Source organism: Kribbella sp. CA-253562, assembly GCF_050942265.1.
Lineage (GTDB): Bacteria > Actinomycetota > Actinomycetes > Propionibacteriales > Kribbellaceae > Kribbella.
The window spans coordinates 6,248,334-6,264,323 of sequence record NZ_CP192049.1; the positions used below are offsets into that span (position 1 = coordinate 6,248,334).

Genomic DNA, 15,990 nt, shown 5'->3' on the forward strand with positions numbered 1-15,990 from the left:
GTCAGCACCCTGAACTGCTGTCTGTGCAGTCGGACTTGCATGATCCTCGGGCTCAGAGGTGGCTCGCCTGCCGGATCACGTCGACGACGTCGGACATCATGCCGGTCAGGTCGTAGTCCTTCGGGGTGTAGACGGCGGCGACGCCCGCGGACTTCAGCGCGCGGGCGTCGGCGTCGGGCACGATCCCGCCGACCACGACCGGTACGTCGGACAGCCCGGCGTCGCGCAGGCCGGCGACCACCTGCGGGACGAGTTCCATGTGAGAGCCGGACAGGATCGACAGGCCGACGCAGTGCACGTCCTCGGCGACCGCGGCGGCGACGATCTGCTCGGGGGTCAGGCGGATGCCCTGATAGATCACCTCGAAGCCGACGTCACGCGCGCGCACGGCGACCTGCTCGGCGCCGTTGGAGTGGCCGTCCAGGCCGGGCTTGCCGACCAGGAACCGCAGCCGCCCGCCGAGCTCCTCCGCGGTCGCCGTGACCTTGGCGCGGACGGCGGCGATCTCGTCCCCGGCGCCGGACACACCGACCGAGCCCGACACCCCGGTCGGCGCCCGGTACTCGCCGAACACCTCCCGCAGTACGCCGGCCCACTCGCCCGTCGTCACCCCGGCCCGGACACAGGTCAGCGTGGCCGGCATCAGGTTGTCCGTTCCCTTGGCGGCCTCGCGCAACGAAGCCAAAGCGGCCTCGACAGCCGAAGCGTCCCGAGCGGCCCGCCACCGCTCGAGCGACTCCAGCGCGGCGGCCTCGGCGGCCGGGTCGACGGTCTGGATCGCGGTGTCCAGGTCGGCGGTCAGCGGCGACGGCTCGGTGTTCTCGAACTTGTTCACCCCGACCACGACGTGCTCGCCGGACTCGATCCGCTGCCGCCGTTCGGCATGCGACGCGACCAGGGCCTGCTTCAGGTAGCCGGACTCCACCGCGGCGACGGCGCCGCCCATCGCTTGCACGCGATCGATCTCCTCGCGGGCACCGGTGACCAGCTCGGCGACCTTGGCCTCGATCACGTGCGAGCCGTCGAAGATGTCCTCGTACTCCAGCAGGTCCGACTCGTAGGCGAGCACCTGCTGCATCCGCAGCGACCACTGCTGGTCCCAGGGCCGCGGCAGGCCGAGCGCCTCGTTCCAGGCCGGCAGCTGGACGGCTCGGGCTCGCGCGTTCTTCGACAGCGTGACGCCGAGCATCTCCAGCACGATCCGCTGCACGTTGTTCTCCGGCTGCGCCTCGGTCAGGCCGAGCGAGTTCACCTGGACGCCGTACCGCAGGCGCCGCGCCTTGGCGTCGGTCACGCCGTACCGCTGCTCGGTGATCTCGTCCCACAGCTGCACGAAGGCCCGCATCTTGCAGGTCTCCTCGACGAACCGGACGCCGGCGTTGACGAAGAACGAGATCCGCTGCACCACGTCGCCGAACCGCTCCGGCGGTACCTGCCCGCCGTCCCGCACCCGGTCCAGTACGGCGATCGCGGTCGACAGCGCGAAGGCCAGCTCCTGCACCGGCGTCGCGCCGGCCTCCTGGAGGTGGTAGCTGCAGATGTTGATCGGGTTCCACTGCGGGACGTTGGTGACCGTGTAGGCGATCAGGTCGGTGGTCAGCCGCAGCGACGCGTCCGGCGGGAACGCGTAGGTCCCGCGGGACAGGTACTCCTTGACGATGTCGTTCTGCGTCGTACCGGTCAGCTCGTCCGGCGTCGCGCCCTGCTCCTGCGCGGCCACCTGGTAGAGCGCGAGCAGCCACATCGCGGTCGCGTTGATCGTCATCGACGTGTTCATCCGCGCCAGCGGGATCTGGTCGAACAGCGCCCGGACGTCGCCCAGGTGCGCGACCGGTACGCCGACCTTGCCGACCTCGCCCTTGGCCAGCGGGTGGTCCGGGTCGTAGCCGGTCTGCGTGGGCAGGTCGAAGGCGACCGAGAGCCCGGTCTGGCCCTTGGCCAGGTTGCGCCGGAACAGCGCGTTGGACTCGGCCGCCGACGAGTGGCCGGCGTACGTGCGCATCACCCAGGGTCGGTCCTTCGCGGTCATGTACCCGAGAGTAGGACTGTGTGTGCTTGTGAGTCCGCAGCTCGTGACCGGTGTCACCAGCGGCATGGATCACAGCCCTGAGCTCTGGCCGGACCGCGTCGGAGCGCTCCTGAGTGCTAGGCGGAGATCGGCAGCGGGGTCCGCTCGACCGCGAGGATCCGGTGCAGCCGGGTGACCGCGAGGATGCGGACGACCGAGGGCACCGGGTGGCGCAGGACGAGCCGGCGCCCGAGCAACTGGGTCCGGCGATGGGTGGCGACCAGCAGTCCCAGCCCGGTGGCGTCGACCGCGTCGACCGCCTCCAGGTCGACCACGACGTCGCCGTCGGTGCGGTCGATCAGGTCGTTGAGGATTTCACGAACGCCGCCCACCGAGCGGACGTCGAGCAGTCCGGTCAGGCGAACCACGTTTCCAGCGGTGAGGTCGAGGTCGGCGTTCGATCCTGCGTGTGGGGTCGGTGCGAGCATGTCCGTGCCCTCCGCTCTTCCGGCAGCCCCCGAGTTGGCCGCACTGCAGCGTGTGTTGGTAAAGACTCCATGGCGACCCAGAAGGTTGCCAAGACCTCGAGATCTTCCTTTTCGCGAGACAATGGTGTCCGTGTTCGCCGACCAGTACTTCCTGTTCCCCGTGGTGGCCATCGCCCTCGTCGGCGGGGTGGTACTGCTGTGCCGCTGGGCGTTCTCCCGGCCCAAGGGCGGCTCGCTGGTCCGCCGCACCGACTACTCCCCCGCCGACCGGGACACCTTCGGCCTGCTGGTCGACGTCCGCACCACCGCGTCGTACAACGAGGCCCGGGTCGCGGTCTCGAAGCTGAAGGACCTGGGCATCAAGGCGACCGCGGCCCGGACCAAGGAGGGCTGGTCGGTCTACGTCTGGCCCTCCGACGAGGCCGCCGCGCGCGGCTTCCTGGACGCCTCCTGACCGTTTCGTCGCCGCTCACCGCCCGCTGACGGGCGGGTTCGTGCCGTCGTGTCCTCCGGACGGCCCGGTCGCGCGTCAACGTCGCGGCAACTGCTGATCGGCCACGAGAAGGGTCTTGGGGACATCGGACAAGAACAGGGTGAGTCGAACGGCGGCGCCGCTGCCACGGGTCCCGCGCGAGGGCCTGCCCCGACCGGTCCAGTGAGGAGCCCGATGACCCCCGACCTCGCCCTGGCGACCGTCGCGTTGCCGGGCCGTCCGGTCGTTCACCGGGCCCAGGTCGTCGCCGACGAGGACGGGCGGATCCTGGAGTCGTCGGTGCGCAGCCCCGAGCGGTTCACGCCGATCTTCGACAAGTACTTCCCCCAGGTGCACGCGTACGTCGCCCGCCGGCTCGGCCCGGACCTGGCCGACGACCTGTCCTCGGAGACGTTCCTGATCGCCTTCCGGCAGCGCGAGCGGTTCGACAGCCGCAGCGGCGTGGTCCGGGCCTGGCTGTACGGGATCGCGACCAACCTGATCCGGCGGCACCGGCGCGACGAGGTCCGGGCCTGGAAGGCGACCGCGAAGCTGCCGCTGCCCGGTCCGGCCGCCGGGCACGAGGAGCGCGTCGCCGCACAGGTCAGCGCCGAGAGCGCCGGACGTGACCTCGCCGCCGCGCTGGCGAAGGTGTCCGCGAAGGACCGCGAGGTGCTGATGCTGGTCGCCCTCGGCGGACTGAGCTACGACGAGGTCGCCGCCGCGCTCGGCATCGCCTACGGCACGGTCTGCTCACGCCTGTCGCGCGCCCGCCGCGTCGTACGGCAACATCTGGGCGACACCGATCCGACCAAGCTGGAGGAGGACTGAGATGGACGACCTCGACAAGCTCCGCTCGGCCTTCCCCGAGCCGCCCGGCCCGACGCCCGAGGCCACCGCACGCGCCCGGCGTGAGCTGGAGGCACTCGTCCGGGCCGAGGCCGCTCCGCGACGCCGGATCCACCGTCTGCACGCCGCCGTACGCTCCGGGCGGGTCGGGATCGCGCTGACCGCGACCGCCGCCATGGTCGCCCTGGCCGCGCTCGCCGTCCCGGTCCTGCTGTCGCCCGGCTCCGGCCCGGGCGCCGCGCCGGTTCCCGGTACGACGTCGGTGCCGCGGCTGATGACGGCGAGCCAGGTGCTGCTGGATCTCGCGGTGCTGCAGGAGCAGAACGAGAAGGTCTCCGGCAAGTACTTCCGGGTCCGGAGCCTGCAGGTGCGCAGGAGCACACAGGTCGGCAAGCCGGCGTACCAGCTCGAGCGGCGCAACATCACCGAGAGCTGGATGCCGGCGAAGCAGGGCGTCGAGTCGTGGTTCGGCTGGGTCGATCTCGGGGCGCGGCCGGCGAGCCCGGCGGACACGGCCCGATGGAAGGCGCAGGGCTCACCGACGTCCTGGCAGCTGGACCACGAGGTGGACCCGGTGACGATGGCGCCGGGCAAGCCGGTGGTGCACAAGATGACCTTCGACGACGTGCCGCCGGGCTACTTCCTGAGCGGGGTCAAGCCGGTCACCGCGCAGCAGATCCAGGCGCTGCCGACCGATCCGGGCAAGCTGCGCGCGCTGCTCGCCGCCGGGGCCCAGAAGGGTGCCTCGCAGAACGACATCGACTACACGGTGTTCAGCGCGGCCGGGCGGCTGCTGTTCGAGATGCCGTCGCCGCCGAAGCTGCGCGGCGCGGCCCTGCGGGTGCTGTCGATGCTGCCCGGGACCGAGTTCGAGCCGAACGTCAAGGACGCGCTCGGGCGCCCCGGTACGGCGTTCACCTACGACTGGTCCCGCGCCGGCACCAGGCCGACCGACGAGCCCACGATGATCAACGACGGCCGCACGCGCTACGTCGTCGACACCACCACCGGCCGCTTGCTGAGCTCGGAGTACCTCGGCCTCAAGGCCGGCGCCAGCATCGTCCTCGAGTCCGGCTGGACCGACGAGCGTCCCACTCCGCCCTCGCCCAGCATCCGCTGACCTCGCGGCCGCACCAACTCTCCCCTCGCTGCTCTGCTGCTCCGCGCTGGACGGATCACCAGGGCGCAGGTACAACGGACACCACAAGGGGGAGGGGGCGCAGATGATGCGCTGGGGACTTGTTGCTGTGGGGTGCCTGCTCGCGACCGGGCTGCACTTGAGCGAGGCGGCCGCGGCAGAGCCGGGCTCCGCGTGGGCCTGGGGCGGAAACGGCACCGGCCAGTTGGGCAACGGGACGACAACCGGCCGGAGCAACGCCGCGCCGGTCACGTCGCTGACGAACGTCACCAAGGTGGAAGCAGGGCGCGAGCATTCCATCGCCTTGCGCTCCGACGGCACGGTGTGGACCTGGGGATTCAACGAGATGGGCCAGCTGGGCGACGGCACGTCCACCAACCGGCTGGCGCCCGTCCAGGTCGGTGGACTGAGTGGAGTCATCGACATCGCCGGCGGGCACTACCACAGCCTTGCCCTGCTCGCGGACGGCACGGTCCGGGCCTGGGGCTACAACTCGTTCGGCCAGCTCGGCAACGGCGCCACCACCAGTGCGCAACGGACTCCCGTCGTGGTGAGCCCGTTGTCCGGCGTGGTGGCGATCGCGGGCGGCCGCGACATGAGCTACGCGCTGCGCTCGGACGGCACCGTGTGGGGCTGGGGGCTGAACACGACCGGCCAGGTGGGTGACGCCACGACGACGATGCGGACCCGGCCCGTCAGGGTCGGCAGCCTGACCGGCGTCACCGCGATCTCCGGCGGCCGTGACCACGGACTCGCGGTCCGCTCCGACGGGACGGTCTGGGCCTGGGGCGACAACACCCAAGGCCAGGTCGGCGACGGCAGCCTGACCAACCGGCTCACTCCGGTCCAGGTGACCGGACTGACCGGCGCGGTGGAAGTCGCCGCCGGCGCCTACCACTCTCTCGCCCGGCTGGCGACCGGGACGCTGCGGGCCTGGGGCCAGAACTCCAACGGCCAGCTCGGCGACGGTACGACGACGCGCCGGACCCAGTCCGTCGCCGTCGCCGGTGTGACCGGAGCGACCGCCGTCGCGACGGGCCGGCAGCACAGCGTCGCGGTCGTCACGGGCGGAGCCCTGCGAGCCTGGGGGTCGAACGCCGCCGGCCAACTGGGCGACGGCACCCTGACCGACCGGACCAGCGCCGTGACGGTGGGCGGGATCACCGGGGCCGTCGAAGTCTCGGCCGGCCGCGACCACACGATCGCCCACGTCCCGGCCGTGGTGACCGAGCCGGACACCACCCCGCCGAGTGCGCCCGGACTTCCCACCGGCCAGAGCAACACCAGCTCGACGATCACGCTGAGCTGGGCAGCCGCGACGGACAACGCCAGTACGTCGTTGCGCTACCAGGTCTTCGAGGACTCGGCGACCACCCCGGTCGCGGAGCTGACGAGTTCCGGTACGACGGTGAGCTACACCCGTTCCGGGCTGGCGGCCGGCTCGACGCACACCTACTCGGTGCGTGCGATCGATGCGGCCGGCAACATCGGCCCGACCGCCGGGCCGTCGGCGCCGATCACCGTTCAGCAGGCGTCGTCGGCGATCTTCGAGTCGGACTTCTCGGCCGGCTTCACCGGCTGGACGACGAACACCGGACTGACCGTGGACGCGACCCAGGGCTCGCCGTCGGCGCCGAGCGCCCGCGGCAATCCCGTCGCGGCCCGCGCGTTCGCCAGTCGTGCTCTCGGCGGGACCTATCCGAGCCTGTGTCACAGCCAGCAGGTCCGGATCTCGTCGCTGGGCGGCAGCGTCGACCTCTTCAGGTTGCGGACGGCAACGGATTCGGGCGTGGTGCGGGTGTACGTCGACGCGAACCGCGTGCTGTGGATCCGTTCGGACGCGGCCGGCACCCAGCGGTCGTCGGGCGTCGCCGTCACGCTGAACACCTGGCACACCGTCGAGCTGTGCGGCACGGTCGGGACCGCCGGATCGTGGACCCTGTACGTCGACGGGACGCAACGCGGCACACCGTGGCTGAGCAACACCGGGACGGCACCCGTCGGCCGGGTCCAGATCGGTAGCACCGCAGCCAGCACCTGGACGATCAACTTCGACACCGTACGCACGGACCAGACGCCGAACTGATCGTTTCGGGCGAACGCGCGGAAACAGGAGGCGAAGCGGCGCCGGGGTCGGGAGAATGCAGTGCATGCTGCTGGTACCGGGGGATCCGCTGAATCCGCGCCGCGACGATCCACATTTCGCCGCGCAGGCCGCCGCCGCGCGAGCCGCCGGGGTGCCGGTGAACCGAGTCGATCACGACGCCCTGGTCCGCGCCACGCAGGACAACGGCGAGGCCGCGGCGGCGGTGGCCGGGGTGCCCGCGAGTGAGGATGCCGTCTACCGCGGCTGGATGCTGTCCTCCGCGCAGTACGCGGCGCTCGCGGAGGCGCTGGAGGCGCGGGGCGTCCACTTGCGGACCTCCGCCGAGGAGTACCGGACGGCTCATGAGTTGCCCGGCTGGTACGACGCCCTGCGCTCCGTGACACCGGAGTCGGTGTGGACCGAGGGTTCCGACCTGGTCGATCTCGTGAAGGCGGCTCGTGGGCTCGGCGCCGGCGCGGGAGTACTGCGGGATCACGTGAAGTCGATGAAGCACCACTGGTCCGAGGCGTGCTACCTGCCCGACGTCCTCGACGACGCGGCGGTCGAGCGGATCGGCGCCCGCTTCCTGGAACTGCGCGACGACGCGTTCACCGGCGGGTTCGTCGTACGGCGGTTCGAGGAGTTCACCGGGGCCGAGGCCCGGACCTGGTGGATCGGCGGTCGCTGCGTCCTCACGACGCCGCATCCGGACACGCCCGACGAGCTGCCCACCGGACTCGACCTGATCGAGATCGAGCCGCTCGTCGCGGAGCTCGCGCTGCCGTTCGTCACCGTTGACGTCATCCGGCGAACGGACGGGGCCTGGCGGGTCGTGGAGCTCGGCGACGGCCAGGTCAGCGACTGGCCGGCCACCGCGGACCCGGCCGAGCTCGTCTCCGCGCTGTTCCAGCCCGGGCGGTGAGACCGAGGCCTCCGGCGATGCGGGACAATGGTTCTCGATGACGCTGACCGAGAAGCTGCCGGACTCCACCGACCCCGATGCCCTGTACGACGCCTTCGCCACCTGGGTCGGCACGCAGGGCATCTCGTTGTACCCGGCGCAGGAGGAAGCGCTGATCGAGGTGATGACCGGGTCGAACGTGATCCTGTCCACCCCGACCGGCTCGGGCAAGAGCCTGGTCGCCACCGGTTCGCACTTCGCCGCCCTCGCGAACGGCAAGCGCACCTTCTACACCGCCCCGATCAAGGCGCTGGTCTCGGAGAAGTTCTTCGCGCTCTGCGACGTCTTCGGCGCCGACAAGGTCGGCATGCTGACCGGCGACGCCTCGGTCAACGCCGGCGCCCCGATCATCTGCTGCACCGCCGAGGTACTGGCCAACGTCGCGCTGCGCGAGGGCGCGGTCGCCGACGTCGGCCAGGTGGTGATGGACGAGTTCCACTTCTACTCCGAGCCCGACCGCGGCTGGGCCTGGCAGGTCCCGTTGCTCGAGCTGCCGAACGCGCAGTTCATCCTGATGTCGGCCACGCTCGGCGACGTCGAGCGGTTCAAGGTCGACCTGAGCCGTCGTACGGGCCGGCCGACCGCGATCGTCTCGTCAGCCGAACGGCCGGTCCCGCTGGTCTACAAGTACGTCACCACTCCCCTGCACGAGACGCTCCAGGAGTTGCTGGTCACGCACCAGTCCCCGGTGTACGTCGTGCACTTCACCCAGGCCTCGGCGCTGGAACGCGCGCAGGCGCTGACCAGCATCAACGTCTGCACGAAGGAGGAGAAGGACAAGATCAAGGAGCTGATCGGGCACTTCCGGTTCAGCTCCGGATTCGGCCGGACCCTGCAGCGACTGGTCATGCACGGCATCGGCGTCCACCACGCCGGCATGCTGCCGAAGTACCGTCGGCTGGTCGAGCAGTTGGCCCAGGCCGGGCTGCTGAAGGTGATCTGCGGGACCGACACGCTGGGCGTCGGCATCAACGTGCCGATCCGCACCGTCGTACTGACCGCGCTGAGCAAGTACGACGGCCGCCGGCAGCGCATCCTCAAGGCCCGCGAGTTCCACCAGATCGCCGGGCGCGCGGGCCGGGCCGGCTACGACACCTCGGGCACGGTCGTCGTCCAGGCGCCCGACCACGTGGTGGAGAACGTCAAGGCGCTCGCGAAGGCCGGCGACGACCCGAAGAAGCAGCGCCGGGTGCAGCGCAAGAAGCCGCCGGAGGGTTTTGTCACCTGGGGCGAGGACACCTTCGACCGGCTGGTCGCGGCCGAACCCGAGCCGCTGCAGTCGAAGATGCGGGTCAGCCACGCGATGCTGCTGAACGTGATCGCCCGCGACGGCGACGCGTTCGCGAGCATGCGGCACCTGCTGCGCGACAACCACGAGGACGCCAAGGCGCAGGTCCGGCTGATCCGGCGCGCGATCCAGATCTACCGCACGCTGCTCACCGCCGGGGTGGTCGAGCGGCTGGACGAGCCCGACGAGTTCGGCCGGACGCTGCGGCTGACCGTCGATCTGCAAAAGGACTTCTCGCTGAACCAGCCGCTGTCCACGTTCGCGCTGGCGGCGCTGGACCTGCTCGATCCCGAGGATCCCTTGTACGCGTTGGACGTCGTCTCGGTCGTCGAGGCGACGCTGGAGGACCCGCGCGCCGTACTGATGGCCCAGCTGCACCACGCCAAGGGCGAGGCCGTGCAGTCGATGAAGGCCGACGGCATCGAGTACGAGGAGCGGATGGAGCTGCTCGACGAGCTCAGCTGGCCCAAGCCGCTCGAAGAGTTGCTCGGGGCAACTTTGGAGATCTACCGGCAGACGCATCCGTGGATCGCCGAGGCCGGGCTGTCGCCGAAGTCCGTCGTCCGGGACATGTTCGAGCGGGCGATGACCTTCGGCGAGTTCGTCCAGTACTACGGGCTCGCGCGCTCCGAGGGCATCGTGCTGCGCTACCTCAGCGACGCGTACAAGGCGCTGCGCCAGACCGTGCCGCCGGACAAGGTCAACGAGGACCTCACCGACCTGATCGAGTGGCTCGGCGAGGTCGTCCGGCAGACCGACTCCAGCCTGCTCGACGAGTGGGAGGAGCTGACCAACCCGACCACGCTCGAGGTCGAGGCGCCGCCGGTTCCGCTCGGCCCGCGCCGGATCACCTTGAACAGCAGGGCTTTCCGGGTATTGGTCCGCAACGCGATGTTCCGCCGCGTCGAGCTGGTCGCGCTGCACCGCTGGGCCGAGCTGGGCCAGCTGGACAACGAGTCCGGCTGGGACGCGGGCCGCTGGGCCGAGGCCGGTACGGCGTACTACGCGGAGCACGACGTGGTCGGCACCGGCCCGGCCGCGCGGGGTCCGGCGCTGTTCCTGGTCGAGGAACACCCGGGCTACTGGGAGGTCCAGCAGATCATCGACGACCCCGAGGGCAACCACGACTGGCGCATCACTGCGACCGTCGACCTGGGTGCGTCGGACGAGGCCGGCGAATTGGTCCTCGAGATCGTGTCGTTCAAGCCGCTGTAGTTCAGGCCCTGTGGTTCAGGCCTTTGCGGGCCACTCCACGTCGACCTCGGTCGGCTGGTCGTAGTCGACGCCGTCCACGTCGAAGCCGTAGAGGCGGCGTACCTCGGAGTGGAACCAGGCGGCGTCGGCGACGGTCGCGATGTTGTCCTGGGTGACGGCGTCCCACTGCTGCTTGACCGCGTCCTGGACAGCCGGGTCGAGTTCCCAGCGGTCGAGGCGCAGGCGGCCGTCCTCGTCCAGGTCGGGGGCGGTCTCGCCGGTGAGCTGGTCCCACAGCGCGATCGACTGCTGGATCGGCGTCTGCATCTTCTCGCCGAGCACCTTGTGCAGCAGGCTCACGTACAGGCCGATGCCGGGGATCGCCGAGCTGGCCTGCGTCACCGCGGCGCCGTTGACCGAGGTGAAGGCGCGGACGCCGTCACGCTCGGACAGGGTCTTCGCCGTCTGCTCCAGGTGCGCCTTGGCCGCGCCGATCGAGCCCTGCCGGTAGATCGGGCCGGTCAGCTCGCTGCCGATGTAGGTGAGCGCGACCGTGCTGAAGCCGTCGTTCACCAGCTTCCGCTCGGTCAGCGCGTCGACCCAGCGGGTCCAGTCCTCGCCGCCCATCACCTGGACGGTTTCGGCGATCTCGTCGTCGGTGGCGACGTCGAGGCTCGCCTCGGTCAGCACCGGGTTGCCGTCCTCGAAGGCGATGCTCTTGGTCGTGTACGGCGCACCGATCGTCTTCAACGCCGACTGGTACGTCGTACCGGTGCGCGGGTCCACGCGACGCGGGGCGGCGACGCTGTAGACCAGGTAGTCGACGCCGCCGAACTCGCGCTCGACCAGGTCCAGCACGTCGTCTTTGGTCGTGTCGGCGAAAGCGTCGGCGTTGAGGAAGTGGAACTTCCGGCCGTTCTGCTCGGCGTACTGGGCTGTGGCCGCCGTCCGGTACCAGCCGGCCGAGGCAGTGCGCCGGGCCGTCGCCGCCTTCTCGAAGCTGACTCCGACGCCGTTGATGCCGTAGCGCGCCAGGCCGGCGATCGTCGCCGCCAGGCCGTAGCCGGAGCTCGACCCGATCACCAGGGCGACCGGGTTCTGGTCCGCCGTACGGGCCTCGACCTGGGCGGTCAGGTCCTGCACGAGCCGCTCACATCCCGCCGGGTGCGAGTCGAGGAACAGGAACCCACGGCCGACAGGCTTGATCAGGCGCTCAGTCATGCGCCCGACCCTAACCGACCTCGCAGCAGCTAGTTCCAGTACAGCTCGGCGTCGTCCGGCTCGACGGTGACGTCCGCACCCAACCGCCGGAGGTTCCCGGCGAAGTCCGTGTAGCCCCGGTGCACGTGGTGCGCGGCGGAGACCAGCGTCTCCCCCTCGGCGGCCAGTCCGGCGATCACCAGCGCGGCGCCCGCCCGGATGTCACTCGCGACGACCGGCGCCCCGGACAGCCTCGGCACCCCACGGATCACCGCGTGATGCCCGTCGGTCTGCACCTGCGCTCCGAGCCGGGTCAGCTCCTGCGCGAACGTGAACCGGCCCTCGAACAGGTTCTCGGTCACCATCGCCGAACCCTCGCTGACCGCGTTCATCGCGATGCAGAAGGCCTGCAGATCCGTCGGGAAGCCCGGGTACGGCAGCGTCACCACGTCGACCGACTTCGGCCGATCCGGCATCCGGACCCGGAAACCCTGGTCGAGCACGGTGATCTCCGCGCCCGCCTTGTGCAGCTTGTCCAACGGCAGCTCGAGGTGCTCGGCGTGCCCGTTGGTGATCGTCACGTCGCCCTTGGTGATCGCCGCCGCGAACGCCCAGCTCCCGGTGACGATCCGGTCCGGTACGACGGTGTGGTCGACCGGCTGGAGCAGCCCGTCGACCCCGGTCACCTCGATCCGCGGCGACCCGGCGCCCTCGATCTGCGCGCCCATCTCGACCAGCATCTCGGCGATGTCCTGGATCTCCGGCTCGCGGGCCGCGTTCTCGATCACCGTCGTGCCCTTGGCCAGCACGGCCGCCATCATGATCGTCTCGGTCGCGCCGACGCTCGGGAAGTCCAGCCAGACCTCCGCGCCGTGCAGTCCCTGCGGCGCCTCGGCGATCACGAAGCCGTGCTCGATGTGCACCTTCGCGCCCATCGACTCCAGCCCCGCCACGTGCATGTTCAGCCCGCGGGAGCCGATGTTGTCGCCGCCGGGCAGCGCCACCTCGGCCTGACCGCACCGGCCCAGCAGCGGTCCGAGCACCGAGATCGAGGCCCGCAGCTTGCGCACCAGCTCGTAGTCGCACTGGTGCCCGATCTCGCCGGGCACCGCGATCGTCGCCGTACCGGCGTCACCGTCCACCTTGACCGAGCAGCCCAGCGTGTCCAGCAACTGGGCCATGAAGGTGACGTCGAGAATGCCCGGCACCTGCCGCAGCGTCGTCGTCCCCTCGGCCAGCAGCGCCGCCGCCATCAACTTCAGCACGCTGTTCTTCGCGCCTGCCACCTCGACCGACCCGTCGAGCCGTGCCTCACCCGAGATCCGAAACCGTTCCACCCGCCGACTGTAGCGTCCTCGTCTGTCCGGCTTTGCGTAGAGTGCCTGGTCATGGCTGTGAACTTGACGCGGATCTACACCAGGACCGGGGACGCCGGCGAGACCCGCCTGGGCGACATGAGCACGACGACGAAGACCGACCCGCGGCTGGCGGCGTACGGCGAAGTGGACGAGGCCAACTCCACGATCGGGGTCGCGATCGCGGCCGGCCACCTGAACTCGGCGATCGTGGTCCTGCTGACCCGGATCCAGAACGACCTGTTCGACGTCGGCGCCGACCTGTGCAACCCGGTCCAGCCCGACCCCGAGTACCCGCCGCTGCGTATCACCCAGGACTACGTCGACCGCCTGGAGGGCTGGTGCGACGAGTACAACAGCCGCCTCACCAAACTCCGCAGCTTCATCCTCCCCGGCGGCACCCCCGGCGCGGCGTACCTGAACGTCGCCCGCACGGTCGTCCGCCGCGCCGAACGAGCCGGCTGGGCAGCGGTCGAGGCCCACGGCCCGTCGGTCAACCTGCTCGCCCTCACCTACCTCAACCGCCTCTCGGACCTGCTCTTCATCCTCGGCCGAGTCGCCAACCTCAGCTCGGGCGGCGACGTCCTGTGGGTCCCGGGCGGAGACCGCGACAAGCAGTAGCACGACCGTTTCTTGAACCTCCCTCGCTGACCAGGTGGTCGTGACGCAGCGGGGTCGGGCGACGACGTGCCGTGCCGTAACTCGGTGGCGACATCGGCGAAACGTGCGGGCATAAATGACGTGACACAAAGAGGCCGAGTCGGAGTTCGCGACTTCCGCCACGCACCGCGAGGAGCCTCTTGTGAGCCTCAGTCAACCCACCGACGCCGAGCTGGACGTGATGATCCGGGCCCGGCTCGCCGTCCTCGGTATCGATCTCGACCAACTGCCCGCCGGGACGGCCGCCGATCCCGAGACCGGCAGTCCCGGCCGGGACACCGCCCTGGCCGGGCTGCGCAGCTTCGTCCGGACGACGATCCTGCCGCTCGCCGCGTACCAGTTCGCCACCACCGGCCCTGCCGAGGACCTGCCGGCCCTCGCCCAGCAGGTCGGGGTCCCGGCCCTGTACCCGTCCATCGACAGCCGCCGGCAGGACGCATGAGCACCCGCGGGGCGAGCACCCCCGGATCCCCAGCACGCGAGGTGAGCGCGCCCGGATCCCCAGCACGCCGGGCGAGCGCGCGCGGGTCCAGAGCCGGCGAGCTGACCGCCACCACGTCACCGGATGCCGGGCCGATGGACGCCCGGGTCGATCGGCGGTCGTTCCTGTACCGCGCCAGCGCGCTCGCCGCCGCCACCGCGGTCGGCAGCGTCGCGCTCCCCGCCGTCGCCCATGCCGGCCCTTCGTCGAGCACCACCCCGGCGCTCGTCGACGTCCCCGCTCGTCCGGAGGCGATCACCGACGTCAGCGAGTTGACCATCGCCGAGGCCGCGACGCTGATCCGCAAGGGCCGGCTCACGCCCGAGCAGTTGCTGGCGGCGTACCTCGACCGGATCTCCGCGTACGACGACGTCTACCAGGCGTTCAACCTGGTCCTCGCCGACGAGGCGCTGGCCCGGGCCCGCGCGCTCGGCCGGACCCGCGGGGGCGCGCTGCACGGCATTCCGCTCGCGATCAAGGACAACTACTACACCCGCGGCATCCCGACGACGGCGAACTCGTACCTGTTCCAGAAGTTCGAGCCCCCGTTCGACGCCACCGCCGTACGCCGGCTCACCGCGGCCGGCGGGATCGTGCTCGGCAAGACCCAGATGGGACCGCTCGCGACCACCCGCGCGACCACGCCCGACGGCCGGATCACCACCGTCAACGCGTGGACCCCGGCGGACCCGCGGACCGAGCCGGGCGGTTCGTCGTCCGGTTCGGCCACCGCGGTCGCGGCCCGGCTGGCGACGTCGAGTGTCGGGACCCAGACCGGTGGCTCGATCACCGCACCGTCGAACGCGCAGAACCTGACCGGCCTGAAGCCGACGATGGGCCGGGTGTCGCTGTACGGGATCGTGCCGCTCAGCTACACCCGCGATCACCCGGGCCCGCTGGCCAGGGATGCGATGGACGCGGCGATCATGCTCACCGCGATGGCCGGCGAGGACCCGGCCGACCCGCGGACCCAGGGCCTGCCGCCGGTCCCCGACCTGATCACCGCGGCGACCCCGGTCGTCCGCTCCCGCAAGGTCCGGATGCGCTGGCGCACCCGCATCGGCGTGATCCCCGGCTACACCAGCGGTACGTCGGAGGCCGCGGCGGCCCGGCGTACGGCGCTGGACACGTTGGCCGGGATCGAGGGGCTGCAGATCGTCGACGTGACGCTGCCGGACGAGTGGGACGTGCTGACGAACTCGGCGTTCAACAACGTTCGGCTGCCGGAGCGCAGCGAGCCGTTCCTGCCGATGCTGCGGTCCGACCTGCGGGGCTTCGGGGTGTCGGTGATGGGCTGGCTGCAGGGCGCGATGCTCGGCGCGAACGAGTACCTGATCGGCCAGCGCGCCAAGGTCGTCCTGCTGCAGCGCGTGCTGGACGACCTGTTCGAGCAGTGCGACGTGGTCGTGCAGACCAGCCCGAACCCGTTCGACGCGATCGGCCTGCCGGAGTTGGCCCTGCCGATCGGCTTCACCACGGCGGGAGTCCCGATCGGCACGATCCTCGGCGGCAAGCCGTTCGGCGAGGACCGCCTGCTGGCCGTCGCGGCGGCGTACCAGGCCGTGACCGACTGGCACCACCGCCGCCCCGCCGATCCGGCGCCGACTGCCGGCGCGGTACTGCGCACGCCGGACCGCCGCGATGCGCTCCGGAGCGGGGCCGATCGGGGCCGGATCAGCGCTGAGCAGGTCCCCGAGTTGATGCAGTAGTGAACCCGCCGCCCTGCCGCGGCGGGGCGGCGAGTTCGACAGGCGATAGCCAAGAGAAATCGTCAGTGGCGATTCCCGAGACGACCTCTTCGCCCACACGT

The 15,990-nt window shown here is 70.9% G+C and carries 13 protein-coding genes; 9 read left to right on the top strand and 4 right to left on the bottom strand.

The genetic code is table 11. From position 1 onward, the window contains the following. Positions 1-52 precede the first annotated feature (52 nt). Positions 53-2,029 (bottom strand): protein meaA, encoded by a 1,977-nt coding sequence (locus ACQPXM_RS29370; protein WP_432939409.1) that lies wholly within the window; start codon positions 2,027-2,029, stop codon positions 53-55. Between the two features lie 116 nt (positions 2,030-2,145). After that, positions 2,146-2,496, bottom strand: a complete 351-nt coding sequence (locus ACQPXM_RS29375) for an STAS domain-containing protein (protein ID WP_432939412.1) — start codon at positions 2,494-2,496, stop codon at positions 2,146-2,148. Between the two features lie 121 nt (positions 2,497-2,617). Between ACQPXM_RS29375 and ACQPXM_RS29380 the strand changes: the two genes are divergently transcribed. The 6 genes from ACQPXM_RS29380 to ACQPXM_RS29405 all read left to right on the top strand — a co-directional run bounded on the left by ACQPXM_RS29380 (position 2,618) and on the right by ACQPXM_RS29405 (position 10,505). Further along, positions 2,618-2,950 (top strand): hypothetical protein, encoded by a 333-nt coding sequence (locus ACQPXM_RS29380; RefSeq protein WP_432939415.1) that lies wholly within the window; start codon positions 2,618-2,620, stop codon positions 2,948-2,950. A 213-nt stretch (positions 2,951-3,163) separates the two neighbouring features. Beyond that, the gene (locus ACQPXM_RS29385; protein WP_432939417.1) at positions 3,164-3,799 is read left to right on the top strand and encodes an RNA polymerase sigma factor; all 636 of its coding nucleotides are present in this window, start codon (positions 3,164-3,166) and stop codon (positions 3,797-3,799) included. A gap of 1 nt (position 3,800) precedes the next feature. Beyond that, a complete protein-coding gene (locus ACQPXM_RS29390; RefSeq protein ID WP_432939420.1) occupies positions 3,801-4,937 on the top strand; it encodes a CU044_5270 family protein in 1,137 nt (378 codons plus the stop codon). A 103-nt stretch (positions 4,938-5,040) separates the two neighbouring features. Continuing rightward, a complete protein-coding gene (locus ACQPXM_RS29395) occupies positions 5,041-7,041 on the top strand; it encodes a fibronectin type III domain-containing protein (protein ID WP_432939423.1) in 2,001 nt (666 codons plus the stop codon). A gap of 64 nt (positions 7,042-7,105) precedes the next feature. After that, positions 7,106-7,963, top strand: coding sequence for an ATP-grasp domain-containing protein (locus ACQPXM_RS29400; RefSeq protein WP_432939426.1), 858 nt, complete (start codon positions 7,106-7,108; stop codon positions 7,961-7,963). A gap of 37 nt (positions 7,964-8,000) precedes the next feature. Beyond that, positions 8,001-10,505 carry a DEAD/DEAH box helicase gene (locus ACQPXM_RS29405; protein ID WP_432939429.1) on the top strand — a complete coding sequence of 835 codons (2,505 nt, stop codon included), beginning with the start codon at positions 8,001-8,003 and terminating at the stop codon, positions 10,503-10,505. Between the two features lie 15 nt (positions 10,506-10,520). Here the strand turns inward: ACQPXM_RS29405 and ACQPXM_RS29410 are convergent, their stop codons facing one another. Together ACQPXM_RS29410 and murA are read right to left on the bottom strand one after the other, a co-directional pair. After that, on the bottom strand, positions 10,521-11,705 hold the full coding sequence (locus ACQPXM_RS29410) for a trans-2-enoyl-CoA reductase family protein (RefSeq protein WP_432939432.1): 1,185 nt from the start codon (positions 11,703-11,705) through the stop codon (positions 10,521-10,523). Positions 11,706-11,734: 29 nt separating this feature from the next. Next, entirely contained in the window at positions 11,735-13,021 is a 1,287-nt protein-coding gene (murA, locus tag ACQPXM_RS29415) for a UDP-N-acetylglucosamine 1-carboxyvinyltransferase (protein WP_432939434.1), read from the bottom strand. A gap of 51 nt (positions 13,022-13,072) precedes the next feature. Between murA and ACQPXM_RS29420 the strand changes: the two genes are divergently transcribed. The 3 genes from ACQPXM_RS29420 to ACQPXM_RS29430 all read left to right on the top strand — a co-directional run bounded on the left by ACQPXM_RS29420 (position 13,073) and on the right by ACQPXM_RS29430 (position 15,889). After that, positions 13,073-13,660 carry a cob(I)yrinic acid a,c-diamide adenosyltransferase gene (locus ACQPXM_RS29420; protein ID WP_432939436.1) on the top strand — a complete coding sequence of 196 codons (588 nt, stop codon included), beginning with the start codon at positions 13,073-13,075 and terminating at the stop codon, positions 13,658-13,660. Positions 13,661-13,841: 181 nt separating this feature from the next. Continuing rightward, complete coding sequence (locus ACQPXM_RS29425) at positions 13,842-14,141, top strand: hypothetical protein (RefSeq protein ID WP_432939438.1); 300 nt, start codon at positions 13,842-13,844, stop codon at positions 14,139-14,141. A 134-nt stretch (positions 14,142-14,275) separates the two neighbouring features. Further along, positions 14,276-15,889 (top strand): amidase, encoded by a 1,614-nt coding sequence (locus tag ACQPXM_RS29430; protein WP_432939440.1) that lies wholly within the window; start codon positions 14,276-14,278, stop codon positions 15,887-15,889. The last annotated feature ends 101 nt before the right edge of the window (positions 15,890-15,990 follow it).

Coding starts and splice junctions, on each gene's coding strand:
- ACQPXM_RS29405 (WP_432939429.1), top strand. CDS start 8,001: ATGACGCTGACCGAGAAGCTGCCGGACTCCACCGACCCCGATGCCCTG.
- ACQPXM_RS29420 (WP_432939436.1), top strand. CDS start 13,073: ATGGCTGTGAACTTGACGCGGATCTACACCAGGACCGGGGACGCCGGC.
- ACQPXM_RS29380 (WP_432939415.1), top strand. CDS start 2,618: ATGGTGTCCGTGTTCGCCGACCAGTACTTCCTGTTCCCCGTGGTGGCC.
- ACQPXM_RS29430 (WP_432939440.1), top strand. CDS start 14,276: ATGGACGCCCGGGTCGATCGGCGGTCGTTCCTGTACCGCGCCAGCGCG.
- ACQPXM_RS29375 (WP_432939412.1), bottom strand. CDS start 2,496: ATGCTCGCACCGACCCCACACGCAGGATCGAACGCCGACCTCGACCTC.
- ACQPXM_RS29370 (WP_432939409.1), bottom strand. CDS start 2,029: ATGACCGCGAAGGACCGACCCTGGGTGATGCGCACGTACGCCGGCCAC.
- ACQPXM_RS29410 (WP_432939432.1), bottom strand. CDS start 11,705: ATGACTGAGCGCCTGATCAAGCCTGTCGGCCGTGGGTTCCTGTTCCTC.
- ACQPXM_RS29385 (WP_432939417.1), top strand. CDS start 3,164: ATGACCCCCGACCTCGCCCTGGCGACCGTCGCGTTGCCGGGCCGTCCG.
- ACQPXM_RS29400 (WP_432939426.1), top strand. CDS start 7,106: ATGCTGCTGGTACCGGGGGATCCGCTGAATCCGCGCCGCGACGATCCA.
- ACQPXM_RS29395 (WP_432939423.1), top strand. CDS start 5,041: ATGATGCGCTGGGGACTTGTTGCTGTGGGGTGCCTGCTCGCGACCGGG.
- ACQPXM_RS29390 (WP_432939420.1), top strand. CDS start 3,801: ATGGACGACCTCGACAAGCTCCGCTCGGCCTTCCCCGAGCCGCCCGGC.